The 20,374-nt window shown below is 69.3% G+C and carries 15 protein-coding genes and 4 pseudogenes; 8 read left to right on the top strand and 11 right to left on the bottom strand.

Annotated elements, in window-relative coordinates; all coding sequences use genetic code 11:
• Positions 1-54: 54 nt before the first annotated feature.
• Positions 55-1,131 (top strand): hypothetical protein, encoded by a 1,077-nt coding sequence (locus AC067N_RS25745; RefSeq protein WP_478681243.1) that lies wholly within the window; start codon positions 55-57, stop codon positions 1,129-1,131.
• Between the two features lie 271 nt (positions 1,132-1,402).
• Here AC067N_RS25745 and AC067N_RS25740 read toward each other — a convergent pair whose 3' ends face one another.
• The 4 genes and pseudogenes from AC067N_RS25740 to AC067N_RS25725 form a co-directional block, all read right to left on the bottom strand.
• Complete coding sequence (locus AC067N_RS25740) at positions 1,403-2,485, bottom strand: DNA polymerase III subunit beta family protein (RefSeq protein WP_478681242.1); 1,083 nt, start codon at positions 2,483-2,485, stop codon at positions 1,403-1,405.
• 302 nt (positions 2,486-2,787) lie between these two features.
• Entirely contained in the window at positions 2,788-3,927 is a 1,140-nt protein-coding gene (locus AC067N_RS25735; protein ID WP_478681241.1) for an NUDIX hydrolase, read from the bottom strand.
• A gap of 60 nt (positions 3,928-3,987) precedes the next feature.
• Positions 3,988-5,928, bottom strand: coding sequence for an ATP-binding cassette domain-containing protein (locus AC067N_RS25730; protein WP_478681240.1), 1,941 nt, complete (start codon positions 5,926-5,928; stop codon positions 3,988-3,990).
• Between the two features lie 557 nt (positions 5,929-6,485).
• A pseudogene (locus AC067N_RS25725) lies at positions 6,486-6,635 on the bottom strand (non-reducing end alpha-L-arabinofuranosidase family hydrolase); the annotation flags it as partial.
• A 1,050-nt stretch (positions 6,636-7,685) separates the two neighbouring features.
• Here AC067N_RS25725 and AC067N_RS25720 point away from each other — a divergent pair.
• Positions 7,686-9,116 (top strand): endo-1,4-beta-xylanase, encoded by a 1,431-nt coding sequence (locus tag AC067N_RS25720; RefSeq protein ID WP_478681239.1) that lies wholly within the window; start codon positions 7,686-7,688, stop codon positions 9,114-9,116.
• Here the strand turns inward: AC067N_RS25720 and AC067N_RS25715 are convergent.
• From AC067N_RS25715 to AC067N_RS25705, 3 genes and pseudogenes are all read right to left on the bottom strand, one after another.
• Positions 9,036-9,734 carry a recombinase family protein gene (locus AC067N_RS25715; RefSeq protein ID WP_478681238.1) on the bottom strand — a complete coding sequence of 233 codons (699 nt, stop codon included), beginning with the start codon at positions 9,732-9,734 and terminating at the stop codon, positions 9,036-9,038. The two genes, AC067N_RS25720 and AC067N_RS25715, sit on opposite strands and share 81 nt — an antisense overlap.
• Before the next feature lie 78 nt (positions 9,735-9,812).
• A pseudogene (locus tag AC067N_RS25710) lies at positions 9,813-9,974 on the bottom strand (zinc finger domain-containing protein); the annotation flags it as partial.
• A gap of 184 nt (positions 9,975-10,158) precedes the next feature.
• A complete protein-coding gene (locus AC067N_RS25705; protein WP_478681237.1) occupies positions 10,159-11,340 on the bottom strand; it encodes an FAD-dependent monooxygenase in 1,182 nt (393 codons plus the stop codon).
• 102 nt (positions 11,341-11,442) lie between these two features.
• Here AC067N_RS25705 and AC067N_RS25700 point away from each other — a divergent pair, with 102 nt between their 5' ends.
• Positions 11,443-12,159 (top strand): TetR/AcrR family transcriptional regulator, encoded by a 717-nt coding sequence (locus tag AC067N_RS25700; RefSeq protein WP_478681236.1) that lies wholly within the window; start codon positions 11,443-11,445, stop codon positions 12,157-12,159.
• Positions 12,160-12,447: 288 nt separating this feature from the next.
• Positions 12,448-13,278 (top strand): annotated as a pseudogene (locus tag AC067N_RS25695) (transposase); the annotation flags it as partial.
• Between the two features lie 106 nt (positions 13,279-13,384).
• Here the strand turns inward: AC067N_RS25695 and AC067N_RS25690 are convergent.
• Together AC067N_RS25690 and AC067N_RS25685 are read right to left on the bottom strand one after the other, a co-directional pair.
• Positions 13,385-13,879 (bottom strand): hypothetical protein, encoded by a 495-nt coding sequence (locus AC067N_RS25690; RefSeq protein WP_478681235.1) that lies wholly within the window; start codon positions 13,877-13,879, stop codon positions 13,385-13,387.
• A 230-nt stretch (positions 13,880-14,109) separates the two neighbouring features.
• Positions 14,110-14,598, bottom strand: a complete 489-nt coding sequence (locus AC067N_RS25685) for a GNAT family N-acetyltransferase (RefSeq protein ID WP_478681377.1) — start codon at positions 14,596-14,598, stop codon at positions 14,110-14,112.
• A 178-nt stretch (positions 14,599-14,776) separates the two neighbouring features.
• Here AC067N_RS25685 and AC067N_RS25680 point away from each other — a divergent pair.
• Positions 14,777-15,537, top strand: a pseudogene (locus AC067N_RS25680) (transposase).
• A 66-nt stretch (positions 15,538-15,603) separates the two neighbouring features.
• Here the strand turns inward: AC067N_RS25680 and AC067N_RS25675 are convergent.
• The gene (locus tag AC067N_RS25675; protein WP_478681234.1) at positions 15,604-15,855 is read right to left on the bottom strand and encodes a hypothetical protein; all 252 of its coding nucleotides are present in this window, start codon (positions 15,853-15,855) and stop codon (positions 15,604-15,606) included.
• A gap of 202 nt (positions 15,856-16,057) precedes the next feature.
• Here AC067N_RS25675 and AC067N_RS25670 point away from each other — a divergent pair, with 202 nt between their 5' ends.
• Both AC067N_RS25670 and AC067N_RS25665 read left to right on the top strand, forming a co-directional pair.
• Positions 16,058-16,267 (top strand): hypothetical protein, encoded by a 210-nt coding sequence (locus tag AC067N_RS25670; protein ID WP_478681233.1) that lies wholly within the window; start codon positions 16,058-16,060, stop codon positions 16,265-16,267.
• A gap of 914 nt (positions 16,268-17,181) precedes the next feature.
• A complete protein-coding gene (locus AC067N_RS25665; RefSeq protein ID WP_478681232.1) occupies positions 17,182-17,760 on the top strand; it encodes a helix-turn-helix transcriptional regulator in 579 nt (192 codons plus the stop codon).
• A gap of 105 nt (positions 17,761-17,865) precedes the next feature.
• On the opposite strand, the gene AC067N_RS25660 is transcribed toward AC067N_RS25665, so the two are convergent.
• Positions 17,866-18,153, bottom strand: a complete 288-nt coding sequence (locus AC067N_RS25660) for a hypothetical protein (protein ID WP_478681231.1) — start codon at positions 18,151-18,153, stop codon at positions 17,866-17,868.
• Positions 18,154-18,545: 392 nt separating this feature from the next.
• On the opposite strand from AC067N_RS25660, the gene AC067N_RS25655 reads away from it, so the two are divergent.
• Positions 18,546-20,374, top strand: a 1,829-nt coding sequence (locus AC067N_RS25655) for a type I polyketide synthase (RefSeq protein WP_478681230.1), incomplete at its 3' end; no start/stop codon positions are given.

Genomic DNA, 20,374 nt, shown 5'->3' with positions numbered 1-20,374 from the left:
CTTCATGTAACCAGCCAACCTGCCCAGCCTGTTCATCGCACACGGAGTCGCCCCATGTCCCGATACCGCCGGCCCGCCGGTGCCGCTCTGCTTGTCGCCGCCGTGCTCGCCGTCGCCGGTTGCGGGAGCGACACCGAGCCCTCCGACGCCCGCACCTCGACCGTGGAGGAAGACGGGAGCGGGACGGAGCCGACCGCACGGGCCGACGAGGAGGACGCGGACGCGCCGGTGGAGACGGCGACCGGGGACGACACCTCGATCGAGGACTTCCTGACCGCCGCCGGTGTCGACGACGCCCTCGTCAACCGGCTCGGCGAGGTCGGCGACGCCAACAACTATGGTCTCGGTGCGGGCGTGGAGACCAGCCTGGAGGACCGCCGCGGACTCGCTACGGTCCAGGTCACCACCTGCCGCAACGTGGCCGTCGGCTATCGGACTTGGGAAGGCATCCGGTATTCGGACGAGGCGGGCGGCGCGACCGAGGACCAGGCCGCCGCGATGGCCGACTTCCTGCGCACGGAGTTCTGCCCCCGCGTCGCTCCGCTGAAGGAAGCCGCTCTTCCCGACCAGACCCTCGGCGGACCGTCCGAGGACGACCGCAGCGGCCGGGGACTCGCCTCACCGGTGACCTGGTGGGACGAACGCTATCCGCGTGTCTCGTGGTCCAAGGAGTGCGCGGCACAGCTGGGAATGCCCGACTCGGACCCCGTGGCCTACCGCCTGGCGAAGGACGAGGTCGTCTGCGCCGCCGTCCCGCCCGCCGCGTCACTGAAAAAGCACCTCATCAACGTGGACATCGTCTTCTCGTCCCCCGTCGACGAGGACCGGGCGCGGAAGGCGGCGCTCTCCCTGCTTCCGTCCGACGCGACGGCGACGGAGCCGACCGAGGGCGTCAACCCCGACTGGTCGTACCTGGAAGGCGGCTGCCTGAACACGAACTTCCGTACGGCGACGATGGAAGGACTGTTGGACGGGCTGAAGAAGGACCCCGAGCCCTGGGCGTCCGCCCTCTACTACTCCGACGGGTCCACGGAGGACGGGGCCGTCGGAGACTACACCGGCAAGGTCAAGCAGGTCTCCCTCTCCACGGGCGCCAACGAGCCTGGGATGTCGGGCGACTTGATCTGCTGAGACTCACGGTGCCCAGCCAACGACGGTCTCGCGTTTCTCGCCGTCGTCACCGTCGTCGCATACGGCACGGGCATACGTGAGGCATGCTCGTTCCCAGCGGCCGGCTCTCGCCACTCCGACAACACCTGTTGCGGGAACTGGATCTGTGTGACCTCCCCGCCCCCGAAAGGGCACCAGGGGCCTACCTGGCTCGCGACCTCGACACCGACGAGATCCGGCACGCCTTGCCCACCCTGTTGTGGGCCGATCAGGGCCGGCCGCGTCGGCCGTGCTAGTCCGTCAGGCGAACCGGCATCAGGATCGAGAAGCTGCTCTCGTCGTCGGGGCGGCGGATCGCCAACGGTGCCGTGGGCGCGCCGACTTCCAGGATCAGCTCGTCCCTGGCGCCGGCGGCCAGCGCGTGCAGCAGGAACGCGCGGTTCACGGCCACGTTGTCCGGGTCGTCGTCACCGTCGGCGCACACGATCACCGTCCCGCTCTCGGTCACCCGGAGCACGCTGAGGTCGCATGGCCCGCCGTCCCGCTCACGGGTCTCGCTCGCGCGCACGGGACCGGTCCGCAGCGCCTCCCGGAAGGCCACCGCGTCGATACGGGCCCGGCGACCGGCCGGCAGGTGGACAAGACGACGGTAGTCGGGGAAGTCGCCAGCGAGGCTCTGACCGGCCACCTGCCGGTCCCCGGTTTCCAGCGCCACACGGCCGTCGCCCACCGAGACCCGGACGGATTCGTCACCGGTCAGCAGCGCCCGCATCGCGTCGGCGAGCGGAAGCGGCACGACGACCCGCGTCCGAGGGCCGCGGTGCGACATGGTGCGTGCCTGCGCGACGGCCAGCCGGTACCGGTCGGTGGCCACGAGATGGAGTCGCTCGCCCTCGACGTCGAACAGGATCCCGCCGAGTATCACAAGCTCCGGATCGGTTCCGGCCGCGAAACGGACCGCGTCCAGCGCGGCGGCCAGTTCAGGCGCGGGGACGGACAGATCGACGGCGGTCGTGCCGAGCGAGGTCATGGGGTTCTCCCTGTGGTCGAGTAGTGCTCGGAGCGTGGAGAACTCGGCCCGGGCCTCGGCCAGGCCCCGTTCGAGTCGGCGCAGGTGCGCCTGGAGGAGCCCGCGCACCAGGTCCGTGTCCGCGTTGGACCAGCCGGCCAGTACCAGCCGGATGTCCGCCAGGGGCATGCCGGCCCGGCGTAGACGGGCCAGCAACCGGGACTCGTCCAACTGCCCCGGGGCGTACCAGCGGTAGCCACTGACCGGGTCCACCGAGGCGGGGACCAGTACACCGGCGCGGTCGTAGAACCGGAGCGCACTCACGCTCAGTCCACTGTCCCGGGCCATCTCTCCGATGCTGTGCATCTCGCTCTCCACACCCGGAACTCTGAGCCCTCGACAAGGTCGAGGGTCAAGTCCGACCCGTGCTCGAAGTCTCGCCTCAGGCACGGCAGTCCGCCTCGCCGCATGCGTGACCTCCCGGGGCAGATCGACGCAGCGGCAGGCGGTGGACCAGCCGCCCTCCTGTCCGACGTATCAGGCAAGGAGGATGGTGCCGACCCGGTCGAACTGATCGAGAGGCTCGCGCACGCGGCCGACGACAACGGTGACCTCCTCCACACCTTGCAGGTCCACTACGTGATCCAGCGTTCGCCGGAGCGTGGGCGTCAGCTCAGCCGCATGCCCTCCCGGGGGACCTCCTCGACGGCGGCGGGGGGAGCGGTGGGCAGGCCCCAGCGCTCCCGGGCTGTCTCTGTGGCGAACTGGGCTTGCCGCGCTCCGGGCGGGCCCCATCCCAGCAGGGCGGCTGCCTGGGCGGGGGTCGTGAGCAGGCGTGCGAACGGGCGGCCGGTGGCGGGGTCGACGGCCGCCGGCCCGATGGCAGTGACCCGGGCGGCCAGGCGGAGCCGGGCGTTGGGCCCCACTCCGCCGTAGACCTCGCCGGTCTCGTCCAGCACCCAGCCCAGTCGCACCGGATCGGTCAGGGTGAGCTGGGCTTCCTCGGCCGCTTCGCGGTGGAGCGTGTCCTCGGGCGTCGTGTCGGCCTTCTCCACGGTGCCGCCGGGCAGCATCGGCAGCGCACCCCGAGGACCGGGGTCGGCCACGAGGACGACCCGGCCGTCGGGAACGAAGCACCACGCCCAGGCTTGCCGCACGGGAAGCCGCTCGGGGACCGGGTCGCGGTTGAGAGGTCTGTCCCACAGGGGCCGGTAGCGGACGTGGACGTCATGGCGGTCCAGCGGCGGGACGTCGAGGATGTGCCGGCCGTCGGCGAGGTGGGCGGTGGCGGTGTTCCCGAGCCGGGCACGGTAGGCGGCGAGCATGATCTGCCCGTCCACGGGGCGTAGCCGCTCCACCGCGTCCCGGGTCTCCAGGAAGGCGAACCCGGACAGCTCCTCGCGCGGGAGGCGGATCGCCTCCACCTGGTCGGAGGTGAGGGTTCCGCCGTCGAAGACGTACCGGATCTCTCCGGGACAGGACGCACCGGGTGGGATGCCGGGGCAGTGCGGCGAAAGGGAGTGGACGGCGAGCACGTTCGACAGGGGCAGGTCCGCCAGGCCCAGTTCCTCGGCGATCTCGCGCCGGCAGGTGATGTGCGGGTGTTCGCCGGCTTCCACGACGCCTCCGGGCAGCAGCCAGCGGTCGTCCTCACGGTAGGTGGGGTGCACCAGCAGGACGCGGCCGATCTGGTCGGTGACGATCGCTGCGGCGCCGACCCACACCGCGTGCCGGGACGAGGCACACGGCACTGCGGACGGGGCGGCACGCCGTGCGACGTGATCCGAAGGGGAGATGGGAGAGGTCACTGGCTCTGCCTTTCAGGACGGCGGGCGGGCGTGTGCACGGCGTGGGCCCGGGAGTGGTGATCAGGCGGTGCCGCCGCTCATCCGGCGCTGCAGCTTCCACAAGGACCGGAAGAGCCCCGGCTCCCGGGTGAGCTGGTCGTAGGTGCCCTCCTGCACGATCCGGCCCTCGTCCAGGACCACGATCCGGTCGGCGACGGCCACGTTGGTGAGCCGGTGCGTGATCAGCAGGACGGCGCGGTCCTTGGCCAGTTCCCGCAGACCGGCGAAGATCCGGTGCTCCGCGCGGGCGTCGAGGGCGGCCGTGGGTTCATCCATCACCAGTAGCGCCGCCTGCCGGTGGAAGGCGCGGGTGAGGACCAGACGCTGCCACTGCCCGCCGGAGAGCTGCTGTCCGCCGAACCACTCACTGGTCAGGAGGGTGTTCAGACCGGAGCGGAGGCCCGGCAGCATCTCCGCGGCTCCGGACGCGTCGCACGCCGCGAGCAGGGCCGCGTCGCTGGTGTCGCCCTGCCCGAAGGTGATGTTGTCGCGCATCGTCAGCGGCAGGTACGTGAACTTCTGCGGGACCAGAGCGACGTGCTCCCACGCCCCCCACGGGTCCAGGTCCGCCGTGGAGGCGTGGTCCCAGGCCACCTCGCCCTCGGTGGGCAGCAACAGCCCGCACAGCAGACGCGAGAGGGTCGTCTTGCCGGAGCCGTTCTCTCCGACCAGCGCCACGATCTCGCCGCGCCGCACGTGGAGGGAGACGCCGCGCAGGCTGTCCTTCGGGGCGCCGTCGTAGCGGTAGGTGGCGTCCCGGACTTCGAAGCGCTCCGGGGCCGCGGGCAGGGGCGCGGTGCCGCGTGAGTCGGTCATGGCCTGGCCGTGGGCGTTGTCGAGGAAGTTCTGCCAGTCCTGTACGTACCAGCCGGTGCGTACCAGGCGGGCTCCGCCGTTGATGATGCCGCGCACCGAGCCGGTGGCCGTCTGGAGGGCGAAGACGGCGCCGCCTCCGGCCGCCAGGCTCATGCGGCCGGAGGCCAGCAGCCACAGCAGCGCCGCCCACACTGCGGTCGACGCGATTCCGCCTGCGACGGCCCCGGCCAGTCCCATCAGTGCGCCGGTGTTCGCGGCCTTGCGTTCGGCCGCGTTGACCGAGGCGGCCAGCTTCCGGTAGCGGCCGATGAGGAAGGGTCCGGCGAGGCAGGCGCGCATCTCCTCGCTGGACTCCATGTAGGCCATGTGCCAGCGCAGCTTGCCCAGCATCCGGCGCCGCCCGGAGGTCTCCAGCCCGGCGAGGTAGATCACCCGAGCGGACCGGACGTAGGCGGCGGCCTGCGGCAGGCACGCGAGGAAGAGAAGGGGAAGGAGCAGCGGGTGCAGGACGGTCAGCACGGCTGCGCCGGCCGTGAGCGTCGCGGTCGCCGCGAGGACGTCCTGTGCCTCTTCCACAAGGTCGGGGGTCACCTGGGCGCCGCGGTCGGCGATGTCGTAGGCGTCGTTGTAGCCGGGCTTGTTGTTGGCGGCCAGCTCCGCGCCGAGCGCGGCTTCGATCATCGTCAGCTCCGCGGCCCGGCCGAGGACGGGTCGCAGCCGTCCGGTCAGCCAGACGACGGTGATGCCCAGCAGCGCGCGCAGGCCGGTGGCGGCGGCGATCACGGCCAGCTGCGGAGCGGCGTCCCACAGCCGCTCGGTGAGGTCGCCCGAGGAGACCAGCGCGGTGATCGTGCCCGTGACGGCCAGCAGGCCGAGAGCCGCGAGGACGCCTGTACCGATCTGGCACACCAGCAGACCGGTGGTCGCGCCGCGGTCCACCCGCCAGGCCATCTGCACCGAGCGCCGTACCAGCGAGGGCAGGCGCCGCGCCATGGTGCGGGACGTCAGCAGGGAGCCGGCCTGGAGCCTCGACTCGTCGCGGTAGAGGAATTCCTCCTCTCGAACACCGGCCCCCGGCGCTTCGTCGTCCCGCAAGGTGCCCTTCGGTGGTCGCGACGGCTGATCCTGCGTGATGGCCGAAGTCATCGTTCCCCCTAGGACGGTCGCTGGAGCGGAGTCGTGAGGTCCAACGACGCGGCCTCGATATCGAACACACGTCATTCGGTCGTGCTGGGGACCCCGCTGTTTCCGGCGTCAGGGAACCCTGCGGGCGTCGGATCCCTGGTCTGGCTTGGAGCGCCTGCGGGCAGGAAATGGCCGAAACGCCGACGCCGCGTGCAGCAAGCCGCGGGCCGCCGCACCGCGGCCTGCAGTCATCGGATGCCGGTCGAGGCCGACCAGCCGTAGCAGCCGTAGCAGCGGCATCAGCCGCATCGATGGCATCGAGGTATCAGCGGCATCATGGCGACTGTCCGGTTCGTCCGCCGCGGTGCACCGGGAGATCCGGTGCGCCTGGACCGTGACGCGGTGCCACCGGCGGCGGCACCGCGTCACGGCATGGCCCCGGGCTGGTGCGTGAGCGTTGCCGATCCCGCGCTCCGGCGCCGCTGAGCGCTGACGTCGTCGCGTGACCGTGGCGGGCCCGGCCTTCCGCCGAGCCCGCCACGCCGGCTCCGGGCCGGGGCCGGACGCCCCTCGTGCCGTCAGCGCTGCAGTGTCAGCAGCCCCGGACGGTGGGGCAGGAGGCTGGGGTCGGCGCCCGAGCCGGGGCTGCGCCCCTGGTAGAGCAACCGCAGATCGCAGGGATCGACGGTCATGGTCTGATCGGGGCCGGTGCGGATCAGTTCGCCGTTGACCAGCACATACGAGGCGCAGGGGTCCACGGATCGCCGCGGCAGCGGGCTGGGCACCGAGGAATGCGGCACGAGCAGCAAGGGTGAGAGGACGGCCGGCAAGCGTCTTGGGCGGACCGGGGAGGGGTGGCGAAACCACATCGGAATGCCTCCTTGGGCGGGGTGGGGTGACGCCGAGGAACCGGAGGAGCGGCCGTACCGGGGGAGGGGCAGTCTCGAAACTTTCGAAGGTTTCTCAGAATCTTTGACGCCACAAGCTAGAAATAGGGGGCCCTCTGGTCAAGGCCTGTCGCCGATCCGTCCACAAACGGTTTCTCCCCTTGGGCTTGGCGGGGTGCGACTCCGACCGGAGCCACGCCGGAAGCCGCGATACGGCCCGCCGGTCCAAGAGGTGAGGTCAGGGCGGTTGAGTGAGCGATGCCCGCCGCGTCCGCACACTTGTCCCGGTTCCGGCCGGGGGCTCGCGGCATCCGTCGGCAGTGACCCCGGGGGCTCGCTGCCGGACCTGAGGCAACTTCGAATGTTTCGAGCGAAGAACTGAAACTTTTTGTGCGGGGAGTATTGACGATTCATCGTCAATCCCTCAATCATCCCTGTCTGGGAGGGCCACCACAGACCGTGATGTCGAGCCGCGTCGGCCCTGAGTAAAGACCGTGCTGCACAGCGGATCCACGCACCCCCGCACGACGGATCCGCGCACCAAACCACCCCGCGCCACCCCATTTCGTTCCGGTGAGGTTCGCACCAGCGCATCCGGGCTCTCGTGCGATTGGAGAGATGCGCGACGCTGCGTGACGGTCCGCCGGTTGAGCCGCTACGGAGTGCCCCGTGACCGTGCCGAAAGACAGTGCTGCCGCCGACCGCGCGCCACCCGGTGGCCGACCGAGTGCCGGCCACGCCGGTCGAGGTCGTCCCGGCCCCATGACCGCGGTCTGCGGTGTTCCGCGCCGCCAGGGTTCCGGCCCGACCCGTACGTCCGGCGAGTGGGAGCGGACGACGCCTTCCCCTGCGCTTCAGTCCATCCGTGATGTCTACCTTGGAGGCACAGTCATGGGCTTGTACGCCCTTCCCGGCCCCGATATCCGCCGGAAGATCCGCGGCCTGCTGTTGGCGCTGTTCGTCGGCGTCCTCGGTGCGGCCGCCGCACTGGTCGCCCCGCCGTCCGCGCACGCCGCCGAGAGCACGCTCGGCGCCGCGGCGGCGCAGAGCGGACGCTACTTCGGCACCGCCATCGCCTCGGGCAGGCTGGGCGACTCGGCGTACACGGCGATCGCGGGCCGGGAGTTCAACTCGGTGACGGCCGAGAACGAGATGAAGATAGACGCCACCCAACCGCAGCGGGGCCAGTTCAACTTCACCGCCGGTGACCGCGTCTACAACTGGGCGGTGCAGAACGGAAAGCAGGTGCGCGGTCACACCCTGGCCTGGCACTCGCAGCAGCCCGGCTGGATGCAGAGCCTCAGCGGCGGCACACTGCGCCAGGCGATGATCGACCACATCAACGGCGTGATGGGCCACTACAAGGGCAAGATCGCCCAGTGGGACGTCGTGAACGAGGCCTTCGCCGACGGCAGTTCGGGAGCCCGGCGCGACTCCAACCTGCAGCGCACCGGCAACGACTGGATCGAGGTCGCCTTCCGCACCGCGCGCGCCGCGGACCCGGCCGCCAAGCTCTGCTACAACGACTACAACGTCGAGAACTGGACCTGGGCCAAGACCCAGGCCATGTACGCCATGGTCCGGGACTTCAAGCAGCGCGGTGTGCCGATCGACTGCGTGGGCTTCCAGTCGCACTTCAACAACGACAGCCCCTACAACAGCAACTTCCGCACCACCCTGCAGAACTTCGCGGCCCTCGGCGTTGACGTGGCCATCACCGAGCTCGACATCCAGGGCGCCTCGGCCACGACCTACGCCAACGTGATCAACGACTGCCTGGCCGTCCCGCGCTGCCTCGGCATCACCGTCTGGGGCGTGCGCGACAGCGACTCCTGGCGACCGGAGCACACACCGCTGCTGTTCAACGGCAACGGCAGCAAGAAGCCCGCCTACACCGCCGTCCTCAACGCCCTCAACGGCGGCTCCTCCACGCCCCCGTCGGATTCGGGACCGATCAAGGGCGTCGGCTCAGGCCGCTGCCTGGACGTGCCCGGCAGCAGTACCGCCGACGGCACCCAGCTCCAGCTGTGGGACTGCCACAACGGCACCAACCAGCAGTGGACGTACACCGCCGCCGGCGAGCTCAGGGTCTACGGCGACAAGTGCCTGGACGCCGCTGGCACCGGCAACGGAAGCAAAGTCCAGATCTACGGCTGCTGGGGCGGCGACAACCAGAAGTGGCGCCTCAACTCCGACGGATCCATCGTCGGCGTCCAGTCAGGCCTCTGCCTCGACGCCGTCTCAGGCGGCACGGCCAACGGCACCTCGGTCCAGCTCTACTCCTGCTCGAACGGCAGCAATCAGCGCTGGAGCCGCACCTGACAAGGCCTGCCGCAAACGAACGAGTGAATCGATGACGGTCCACGGCGCGGCTTCCCTTGCCCCTCCGTGACGACATCGCCTGCCCGAAGCCGTCGTCCGGTGGTGGCGGCGCTGCTGGTCCCGGGTCGCCGCCGTGATGGCGGCGGCCCTCCCGGGCGCCTGCCCGAAGCCGTCGTCCGGTGGTGGCGGCGGATGCGGCCGCGCCCCGGTAGACGGTGGCGACCGAGGGGTGTTCGCGGCCATGCCGACGAAGAACGCGAACAGGGCGGCGCCGTGCCCGGACGGGTCATAGACCCCTTGAAGGGGGCCGGTGAGGAGTTCGAGCTGGATGTCGTGGTGACGCAAGTCCTCGGCGGTGGTCAGCAGTTCGGCGGCGCCGCGTCCGAGCCGCTTCATCTCGTGCACGGTGAAGATCACCCGCTGGTGCGGGACGGCCTTCTTGATGGTGCGGGCGAAGTCCATCGCTTTGACGAACTCCGGCCGTACCTTGATCCGGGTGCTGATCTTCTCTGAGAAGACCGGGTCACACCCGGCCTCGTGGAGGGCGTCAAGCTGGCTTTGGAGTTCCTGCTGAGCTGTGCTGCAACGGGCGTAACCCACCCTCGTGGGCTTCGTCACGGCCTCCAGGACGGCGGCGTCGATGGCCGGGCCCATCTCCCACGCGCGGCCGGGGCCGTGGTCGGCGGGGGTGCGGACTTCGAGCTCGGCGCGGAGTTGGGGGACGAGCATGAAGCGCGGGGTGTGGTACTTCGGGGCGACCTTGCCGCCGCGGGTGCGGCAGGTGCTTCCGACGGGGACGGAACAGGTAGGGCAGTCGAACTGTTCGACGGCTGCGGCCGGTTCGGTGAGGGCTGGTATGTCGCAGAAGCTTTCCCAGGGGCCATTGTGCGAAGGCTGTTTTGCGAGAGGTTGTGAGAACGAAGATCGGGGGCAAACCGGACACGGTCCGGCGGGGGCCGTGGCCTCTCAGAACTACTCATTTATATGAGAGCCGCTGGCCCCCCACCACTACAGGGCCTCCCCTCAGTGAAGACCGCGTCAGTCACCAGCTGACGGCTGGATAGTTGGGCAGGGCCACGGTGCTGCTGACTTTCTCGCCCAGCTTGAGCATGCCGTTCAGGAACAGGCGCCGGGACAGCAGGCTGTTGCGGAGACGTATGCCGGTGGCGGTGGCGGGGGCGAGGAACTTCCCGGCGCGGTCGCCGCCTGCCTGGCAGCCCTCGGCGTATTTGCGGAGCCTGCTCTCGTAGCGGGCGAAGGCTGCCCGGTGATCGCCCTGGGCTTGCGCGAGTTCGCCAGCCAGTACGTACGCGGAGACCACCGCGGTTCCCGTGCCCATGCCGCCGATGGTGGCCCCGAAGGCGGCGTCGCCGACGAGGCACACGCGCCCGCTGGACCAGGTATCCGCGTCCGCCCGGCTGATCGAGTCGAAGTACAGGTCGGGGGCCTGGTGCAGAGAGGCCAGCAGGCGGGGTACCTCCCAGCCGAGGCCGGAGAACGCGCCTGCGATCAGACGCTTCTGCTGTTCGGGGTTGTGGCGGTCGTACGACAGCTTCGGCGCGGCGAACACGAAGAATGCCCCCGCCCGTGCCGGATCCCGGTGGTCGGTGCCGACGGAGGCCAGCCGCCCCGGCACGTTGTACCCGACCGAACCCTTTCCCGCTCCCAGGTCGTTGGGCAGCTGCCACGTCGCGGCGTAGTAGCCGAGGTGGCTCACGTAGTCCTCCTCCGGTCCGAGGGTGAGACGACGGACGTTGGAGTGCAGTCCGTCCGCACCAATGACCAAGCCGAAGTCGCGCGAGATTCCGCTTTGGAAGTCGGCCCGTATGCCGGAGGAGGTCTCGGTGAGGCTGACGATCGAGTCACCGAAGATGTACTCGGCATGGGGGAGGCTGTGCTCGTAGAGCACTCGGGCCAGGTCTCCGCGAAGCACCTCTATCTCACCGCCGGCGAACTGGGCTGGCAGGTCCAGCAGCGTGCGGCCTCGTTCATCAACAAAGCGCATCGGGGTGCCGCCGGTCTGTATGCGGCGCAGTTCGGGAAGCAGGCCCATGCGTTCCAGCACGGTCAGATGCGTTTCGCCGCGGAAGTCGACGGCCTGACCGCCCTCGCGCAGGGCCGGGGCCAGTTCGACGACGGTGGGCTGGAAGCCGTGGCGTCCCAGCCAGTAGGCCAGCGCCGGGCCGGCGATGCTCGCGCCGGAGATGAGGACGTTCCTGTTCACGGGTTGCCTCCGCTCGAAAAACTGTGTCCCATGGACACTGATATTTACTGTGTACCTTAGACACAGTTGATTCGACAAGGCAGGACAGGAGGGGCAGCAGACATGGGTGGCGAGCACGCCGAGGTGGTGCGGCTGCTATGGGGCCCGCACCCCAAGCCCACGCGAGGCCCCAGGCCGACACTCGACCTGGACCGCATCGCGCGGGCCGGGATCGAGATCGCCGACTCGGAGGGGTTGGCCGATGTGTCCATGCAGCGGGTCGCCGCGCAACTGGGCGTGACCAAGATGGCGCTGTACCGGTACGTGCCGGGCAAAGCCGAGCTGGTCGCTCTAATGGTGGACGCCGCGATCGGCGCCTACCCGGCGGCAAAGGCGCGGCGCGGTGGCTGGCGTGCGCAGCTGGAGGAATGGGCCCGCCAACTGCTCACTGTCTTTCGTCAGCACTCCTGGGTGCTGGACGCCACTGTCGGGCCGCGGGTCATGGGGCCTGGAGAGCTGTCCTGGCTGGAGCATGCCGTGTCCGCCCTGGACGGTACCGGTTTGAGCGGTGCCGAGCGGATGGACGCGGCTGTCCTGCTGGTCGGGCACGTACGCGGCATCACCCAACAGGCCCGTGCGGCAGGCCCCGCAGGCAACCCCGAAGCCCAGTTGGGCGCCATCCTCGGCGATCTGATGCAGGCGCACGGCGAGCGATTCCCTGCGCTCACTGCGGCCCTCGCTTCATCTGCCCAGTCCCGCGGGCAGGACCAGGCATGGGATTTCGGCCTGCAGCGGATCCTGGACGGCTTGGCCGCACTCGTCGACCAGCGCGCACGGTGACCACGGCCTGGATCACAGTTGTCCGGCTTCCCTGCTCGGCGCCGCACAGTGACGTGCGCACCGTCGAGCCCATGAACTGTGCGTTCTTCACCTGCTGCACTCGTACGAGCTGTCCTCGTCCCTTCCGGCGTCGCGGTCGTCGTTGCCTAACTTGATCTTTAACCTGAGGGCTCGAACGGTGTCTCGTACTTGATCACTCGGGTTGGTAACTGCCGTACGTGCAGGCGGCCTTCGGCTGACCATGTGCTCCGACCAAGGAACGCACACACCCAGCACGAAGGCCGTGGGATGAGTCTGTTGCACCCTGCTGTCCGGCAGGAGCCGTTCGCGGAACTGTCACGCTTCCGGGGCGAGTTCTACTCGTGCCTGACCAGGCGTTCGGATGCACTGTTCGAACTGGCCGACGCCGTACTGTGTGCAGATGGCCCGGTCCGCTCACTGGTGGAGCTGTCTCTGGTGGGCGAGCATCGCCGCGGACATGGCGGTCTCTACGACGCTCTGGCCGCGGGCCGGGTGGATATCGCCCGGCTGCGGCGGGCCCTGGCCACGGTGGTGCTGCCGCGGGCGGCGGACGGCCGTCTGGTGCTGGCCGCCGATATCACCTGCTGGCTGCGCCCCGATGCTCACACCTCACCCGAGCGGATCCTGTGCCACACCTACGGACGCGGCAAGGACCAGCACATCCCCGTCCCTGGCTGGCCGTATTCGGTGATCTGCGCGCTTAAAGCAGGCCGCAGCTCGTGGACCGCGCCGCTGGGCGCCCTGCGTCTGGTGCCAGGCGACGACGCCGCCACGGTCACCGCCCGGCAGATGCGCGAGCTGATCGAGCGGTTGATGGCGGCCGGACAGTGGAAGGACGGCGACCCGGACGTCCTCATCGTGGTGGACGCCGGATACGACGTGCCCCGGCCGGCCTACCTGCTCAAGGATCTGCCGGTGCAGGTGCTGGGCCGGATGCGCTCGGACCGGGTCCTGCGCCGGGCGGCGCCGCCCCGCCGGCCGGGCACCCGGGGCCGTCCGCCCCGCCACGGCGGCGAGTTCGTCTTCGGTGACCCGGCCACCTGGAACACCCCCAACGCGGCGACCGTGCCACCGGATCCGCGCCGCCGTGGCGTAGCGCGGCGATCAGCTTGCAACAGCGTGGACTCAGCCCGGGGAACGGGATTATCCAGGAGGACTCCGGCGCCGTGATCACACCAACCGCGGCAAGATCGTCTCATCCCTGTCACGTCTCACCGGGGCGTGAGGGAATCCCGGCTGCCCGTCGCTGACCGGGCCACATGTCGTCATACGCGGCGTCAAAGAACTGCACCTGCGGCCCGCGCAGCGCGGACGCGTCGGCCAGCTCTCCTCGGGCCACCTCTGCAAGGCGGGCCGCATAGCGGTAGGCAGCACCCCGCAGGGGCTCGCTTCTGGCCGAAAGGTCGATCTCCGCGTGCGCGAGCCACAAGTCGTCGACGAGTCGGTCGATCACCGGATCGGCCGCGCTGACGCCGACATGTGGGGACGTGAGCACCGCCTTCTCCACCTGCGACGCAATGCTCAGGAACTTCAGGATCACGTTCTTCAGCTCCGCACGGTGCGCGGCTGACTCCTGTATCTCCAACTGCCGGGTGCTCGCCCGTGACACCAGGTACTGGCCGAACAACGACCCGCCGGCGCCGAGCGCAACACCGGCCAGAGACAACAGCGCCGGCCCCAAGGTTCCCCAAGATCCCATGACGTGAGTCTCTCAACTCGCTGCGGAGAGAGCCGAGCTACCTATGTGCAGTTCATGCCTGGCTCGTGACCGCTCGGGTTACCTCGCCACGTCCCGCACACTCTCACCGTCGGGCAAGCCGCCCCACAGCGTCCGGTTGCGTTCCATCGAGTACGCACGCGCCCGCGGCATGCGCGGGCAGGGCGAAGAACGACGCGTCCGCTGACAGATCCCGCGAAGGTGACATGAGCCTACGTGAGTTCCTTCCGCATCAACGTGCACATCGTTTCGTAGCGGCGCAACGATCCATCAGGGGCTTGCACGTCCCACGAGTCCGGCTGACGGTCGTACGCGGCATAACCCAGCCTTTCGTATAGCGCGCGTGCCCGGGGGTTGCTTTCCTCCACACCAAGCTCGGCCTGCCGCAGACCGCGGTTCCTGATCCGCTGTTCTGCCGCTTCAACAAGGAACGTGCCGATCCCGCACGACTGCAATGCGGGGTGGACTGCCAGCTGCCACAAAGTGCCGACACCCTCCTTGACCTGGTAGTCGACGCCGCCCTTCGCCACAGGGATGTCCGTTGCAGGACAGACCGCAAGGTAGTCGACCTCGCCGATCCGGACACGTTCCAACTGCTTGGCGACGCTGGCCAGGTGGTGGTCAGACCCTGCCCACCCGCACGACGCCAGGTCCGCACGCACCAAATCACGGGCTGACAGCTTCAACACAACGTTGATCATCTTGAGTACCTCCGGCGAGCCAGCATCCACGTCGATCACACAGGGCGCAAAGCCGTTTCCTCGGCCCCACTCCTCGGGCCACCGCTGCTCAAGCAAGCAGACGAACGCTGCTACTGAAAGCGCACGGAGCCAGCCGGAGAGGCCACCGCGAATGGCCGGCAGTTGAGATGATCTTGCTGTGTCTGGTGTGATCACGGCGTCCGAGCCGTCCTGGATAGCCCCGTGGGCTGAGCCCGCGGCAGTTCGGCAAGCTGGTCACCGCACTGCGGTGCGAAGGTGCGGACCCGGTCCGCAAGGGTCGGCCGTGGAGCCTGTCGCTGCAGGACCGGGTCCTGCTGGTCACCGCGTACTGGCGAACGAACCTGACGCTGCGGCAACTCGCTCCGCTGTTCGGGGTGTCCAAGTCGGCTGCGGACCGGATCGTCGATCAGCTCGGGCCGTTACTGGCACTGCGGCAGCGCAAGCGATTCCGCAGGGAGACCGTGCTGATCGTGGACGGCACCTTGGTTCCCACCCGTGACCACACGGTCGCCGAGCAGTCGAAAAACTACCGGTACTCCACCAACCACCAGGTCGTCATCGACGCCGACAGCCGCCTGGTCGTCGTGGTCGGCCGACCGGTGCCCGGCAACCGCAACGACTGCAAGGCATGGGTGGAATCCGGGGCCAAGGCCGCCGTCGGCAACACCATGACGATCGCCGACGGCGGCTACCCGGGCACCGGCCTCGTGATGCCCCATCGACGCCGCAAAGGCGAACCTCCCCGACTGGAAGCAGGCGCACAACAAGTCCCACAAGCAGGTCCGTGCTCGGGTCGAGCACGTCTTCGCCCGGATGAAGACCTGGAAGATCCTGCGCGACTGCCGCCTCAAGGGCGACGGTGCCCAGGACGCCATGAGCGGCATCGCCCGCCTCCACAACCTCGCTCGCACCGGATAGACGAGCGAGCAGGACAACGAGCGACCTCCCCCCATACCCATTCGAAGATCAGTTACGGGACAGGCCTTAGGCTGCACCTCGTCCTCGGTTATCCCACAGCGGCCGGCCGAACCAGGCCCGCATCTGGCCCAGGTGTCCGACATCCCCGCGGATCGTGCCGTCCGCCAGGCCCGCCGAGGCTCGCGCGAGCGCGAACCCGGCAAGCACGTCGGTCTCGAACTGCTCCAGTTCCTCCGTCGAGACCGGATCCCGGAACTCACGCAGGTCGCGTACGGCTGCCAGCGCCAACCCGAGCCTCCTCACCTTCACCTCGATCACGGATCGATCGGACGAAGTGAGAACACTTCAAGAATCCTGAAGTTACGTCACCAACTCGAAGAGCCTCCCAAGGAGACAGAACACCCTGGCCGCGGGGACAAGGACTCTGCGGGGCTCAGGGGAACTCGCGGGATGTCGCACGGACGACACCGAGTGCACCGGCCGGCTCCGCCATCCGCGACCGCTCGACCGCCGTCGGCGTATGCAGGGGTTCTGCACCGCCTACGGCCTCCTCTCCAGCGCCGATATCGTCGACGCCGTCATCCGTGAGCAGCGGGAGAACGCCGAACGAGTGCAGCGGCTGGCCGATGCCGGGCACGAACCCCAGGCAACCCGGGTGGCCGACGGTTATCTGCGGGACCTCGAAGACAAGTCGGCATGGAGCCAAGCCCACCGACACCTGTTTGAGTGAGGCCTCGCCTTACCTGGGGCGGGCGGGATGAGTCACGCGGCCGCACGCGGGCACGGGTATCCGTCCGGAGTGGTGCGGGCGGGCCGAACGGGGTGACGACCGGGACGTGACGTTTGTCCGCGGAGACGTTCAGACACCCGTGGCCGTGAGGGCGGGAGGCCTGGTCGCGTTCTCCGTGATTCATCCCCGCAAGGCTTGTTTATCGCCGCATCGCACGGGCGACGTAATGGACTGCGTCGGCCGCGCGGTGCGTCTTCCTTTGAGGGAATAGCGATGAAGTCGGGCGGAATCCTCGCCTCCGGTCCATGTGGGACGATGTCGTTCCCCGTTCTACCGTCTCTAAACCCTGCGTCTGCTGTTGTTATTGGATCGTCATGTCGGGTCTTCACGGGTCGGTGAAGTCGATGTTGTCACTTGTGGGTGCTCACGTTACGGATGTCCGGTCTTCGGCTGAAACCGCAGGCGGGAATGTTGCGTCCGCCGTCCCGTTCTCATCCGCGATACATCCCCGACGCACCGGCGCAACGCGGGTGGCGGCTGTGCACACTTCGCCACGTGGTGCGGATGTGACCGTACCGAACCGGTCCGCCCCGCAAAGCTACGCGCGATGACCGAACCCGCCGTGAGGGGCACCGCAGTATTTCGCCGCCGGCCCCGACCGTCGTTGACTCATTGCGCACGGCCGACCTAATGTCGCCGGCAGCGGCGCGGAAAGAAAGAAAATAGAAAATTAATGACAGCAGTTTTCTGCCCCGCCTTTCGCTGTCAAAGAGAGATTTCCCGTTGACGTTCAGGAGAGGAATTCCATGCTCCCCTACGCCGACAGGTCGGCAATGGTCAGTGGCCTTCCCGAAGCATCGCGCAGTACACGCGGAGGAGACCGGCGGCACAGTGCCCAACCCCACGTCACCGGAATGGCGAGTCTGGATGCCGGCCTCAGGATCGAAGCGGCGAACGCCGACTTCTTCCGCCATGTGGCCCGGCCGTCTAAGGAAATCTGCGGACGCAGCATCTACGACGTCCTGCACCCGAGCGCCCGCAACGTCCTGCCCAAGCACTTCACCCGCCTCTCGAACGGCCACGGCAGCCGTTTCGTCGAGCGCGTGGTCGCCATGCGCGGGCACGACCGTGTCTTCTCCGCGGAGATCACCGGCATAGCCGTCAAGGGAGAGGGCGACGACCTGTCAGGTGTCGTCGTCCTGATGAGTCCGGAGGACGAGCCGGCCGAGGCCGCGGAGCGCCCCGCCAAACCGAAACCGGTGCTCACCGCTCTGGACGCCTGCATCCTGGAAGGCGTGGCCACCGGCGCCTCGACCATCCAGCTCGCCTCGCGCCTCTACCTCAGCCGCCAGGGCGTCGAGTACCACGTCGGACTGATGCTGCGCCGGTTCAAGGCACCCAACCGCGCCGCGCTGGTCTCCCGCGCCTACTCGACGGGCGTCCTCACGGTCGGCAGTTGGCCGCCCCGTGTCGTACCCGAGTACGTGAAGTGATGTCGCGGCATTGTGTGCCGCCACCGAACTCCTCAGGATCACCTGGGGAGTTCGGAGCCGGGCGACCGCGGCCCCGGTGAGGCCACCGAGGGCGCGCCCCCACACTCAGCGGCGATGACCGCCGACACCCTCGTCGTCGGCGTCCTGCCACGCCAGATGCCCGTACGGGCCGTCGCTGATCCGCACGACCTCCCGCCCGCACCTGCCTCCGCGCAACGCCGACGAGCGAACTCCGGCACCGGTGACATCCTCCATGTCCAGTTGGAACCGGTCGAGATCGTTCATCAGCCTGCGGACGTACGGCGAATCACCGATCGCCAGCCGCAGCGACTCCAGGCTGCCGCGCACCCTGACCAGGGCATCGCGCAGGTCCGCGAGTTCCGCGTTCGTCATGAGATTCCTCCGCCTCCTCCGGACCGGCCGAAGCGCAGCCGCGTACGCCGACCCGAGACCCGGACACATCACCGCCGCCCCTGCGGACGGTGCTGCTCATTCAGAGGGGAGAACCCCGGCACGCGCAACACCCGATGCCGTGCCCCCGCCCATGTCTGGGCGTTTCCCGAAACACACCGCGCCCGGGACGCCCCCGGTATCGCGCGGCCCGGCATGAATCTAGGGGCCGCCCTAGTCCATGCGCCCCTAGCGTGAGTGGCCCGGCGCTCCGCGCTCCGCTGTCCGACCCCTGACCGGCTGGAGCGGACCGCCGGCTACGCCGTGCGCCTTACGCATGCCGTACCCGTCGACTGCGGTCCACACGGGCTGGGCCAACAAGCTGGTGGAGTGGAATGAGCGAGTCAGAACGCACACGGTACGGGCTCAACGCCGCGCCCCAGCGGGCCATCGCCATCGTCGGCCTGGCCTGCCGACTGCCCGGCGCGCCCGACCCCGACGGCTTGTGGCGCCTGCTGCGCGCCGGCGACAGCGCGGTGCGTCCGACTCCCGCCGATCGCCCGCTGCTCACCGCCGCCTCCGCCGGGGCCGCGTCCGGAGATGCGTCCGGAGGCACGTCCGGAGACGCGTCTGCGGCCGCGTCCGGGGGCACGCCCGCGGACGGCGTACCCCGCTGGGGAGGGTTCCTCGACGAGGTCGACCGTTTCGACGCCGGCTTCTTCGGTATCTCGCCCCGCGAGGCGGACGCCATGGACCCCCAACAGCGTCTCGTCCTCGAACTCGCCTGGGAAGCGCTGGAGGATGCCCGCGTCCTGCCCGAACACGCCCGCTCCACCAGCGCGGGCGTGTTCATCGGGGCCGCACATGACGACTACGCCACCCTCCTCCACGCGCTCGGACCCGAAGCGGTCACCCATCAGTCCTTCACAGGCACGCACCGCGCCCTCGTCGCCAACCGGCTTTCCTACCTGCTCGGCCTGCGCGGCCCCAGCCTCACCCTCGATTCGGCGCAGTCGTCATCGCTCGTCGCCGTCCATCTCGCCTGCGAAAGCCTGCGCAGCGGTGACAGCGACATCGCCATCGCGGGCGGTGTGAACCTGCAACTCGCCCCGGAGAGCAGCCTCTACCCCCACCGCTTCGGCGCCCTCTCACCCGACGGCCGTTGCTACACCTTCGACGCCCGCGCCAACGGGTTCGTCCGGGGCGAGGGCGGTGGGCTCGTCGTACTGAAGCCGCTCGACCGGGCCCTCGCCGACGGCGACCCCATCCGCGCCGTCATCCGGGGCAGCGCCGTCAACAACGACGGCGGTGGTGACACGCTCACCGCCCCCGACGCGCGCGCCCAGGAAGACGTCATCCGCCGCGCCCTGCGCAACGCGGGGACGGCCGCACACGACGTCCAGTACGTCGAACTCCACGGCACCGGGACGCCGGTCGGAGACCCTGTCGAGGCGGCCGCCCTCGGCGCGGCACTCGGCGAGGGCCGGCCCTTCGACGAACCGCTGCGCGTGGGCTCCCTGAAGACGAACATCGGCCACCTCGAGGGCGCGGCGGGAATCGCCGGCCTGGTCAAGACGGTACTGGCACTGCAGAACCGCGAACTTCCGCCCAGCCTGAACTACCGGACCCCCAACCCGAACATTCCTCTCGACGCCCTCCGGCTCCGCGTTCAGGACAGCACCGGCCCGTGGCCCCACCCGGACAGGTCTCTCATCGCCGGAGTGAGTGCCTTCGGGATGGGCGGGACGAACGCGCATGTGGTGTTGGAGGAGGCTCCTGCTCCTGCTCCTGCTCCTGCTCCTGCTCCTGCTCCTGCTTCGGCTTCGGGGTTGGGGGTGTCGGCTGCTGAGTCGGTGTTGGTGGCGGGTGGTGTGGTGCCGTGGGTGGTGTCCGGTCGTGGTGGGGACGCGCTCGCGGGTCAGGCCGGTCGTCTGAGCACGGTCGGTGGGGATGTCCGGCCGGTGGATGTGGCGTGGTCGTTGGCGGCGACGCGTACGGCGTTCGAGGACCGGGCCGTGGTCCTGGGTGGTGAGTCTGCCGATCTTGTTGCCGGGTTGGGTGTGGTGGCGGCTGGTGAGGTGGCCGGTTCGGGTGTGGTGCGTGGGTCGGTGACGGCTGGTGCTGACCGGGTGGTGTTCGTGTTTCCGGGGCAGGGTGCGCAGTGGGTTGGTATGGGGCGGGAGTTGTGGGATGTCTCGCCGGTGTTCGCTGCGTCGATGGAGGC

It is taken from the genome of Streptomyces sp. NPDC042364 (genome assembly GCF_056437585.1).
Note: the sequence above shows the minus strand (reverse complement) of the source record. Positions and strands in the feature narration are given on the sequence as shown.

Excerpts from the sequence above, each read along its gene's own strand:
- AC067N_RS25690 (WP_478681235.1), bottom strand. The coding sequence starts at position 13,879 with ATGGGATCTTGGGGAACCTTGGGGCCGGCGCTGTTGTCTCTGGCCGGT.
- AC067N_RS25665 (WP_478681232.1), top strand. The coding sequence starts at position 17,182 with ATGGCGAGTCTGGATGCCGGCCTCAGGATCGAAGCGGCGAACGCCGAC.
- AC067N_RS25740 (WP_478681242.1), bottom strand. The coding sequence starts at position 2,485 with ATGCACAGCATCGGAGAGATGGCCCGGGACAGTGGACTGAGCGTGAGT.
- AC067N_RS25700 (WP_478681236.1), top strand. The coding sequence starts at position 11,443 with ATGGGTGGCGAGCACGCCGAGGTGGTGCGGCTGCTATGGGGCCCGCAC.
- AC067N_RS25720 (WP_478681239.1), top strand. The coding sequence starts at position 7,686 with ATGGGCTTGTACGCCCTTCCCGGCCCCGATATCCGCCGGAAGATCCGC.
- AC067N_RS25745 (WP_478681243.1), top strand. The coding sequence starts at position 55 with ATGTCCCGATACCGCCGGCCCGCCGGTGCCGCTCTGCTTGTCGCCGCC.
- AC067N_RS25660 (WP_478681231.1), bottom strand. The coding sequence starts at position 18,153 with ATGACGAACGCGGAACTCGCGGACCTGCGCGATGCCCTGGTCAGGGTG.
- AC067N_RS25670 (WP_478681233.1), top strand. The coding sequence starts at position 16,058 with ATGCAGGGGTTCTGCACCGCCTACGGCCTCCTCTCCAGCGCCGATATC.
- AC067N_RS25730 (WP_478681240.1), bottom strand. The coding sequence starts at position 5,928 with ATGACTTCGGCCATCACGCAGGATCAGCCGTCGCGACCACCGAAGGGC.
- AC067N_RS25685 (WP_478681377.1), bottom strand. The coding sequence starts at position 14,598 with ATGATCAACGTTGTGTTGAAGCTGTCAGCCCGTGATTTGGTGCGTGCG.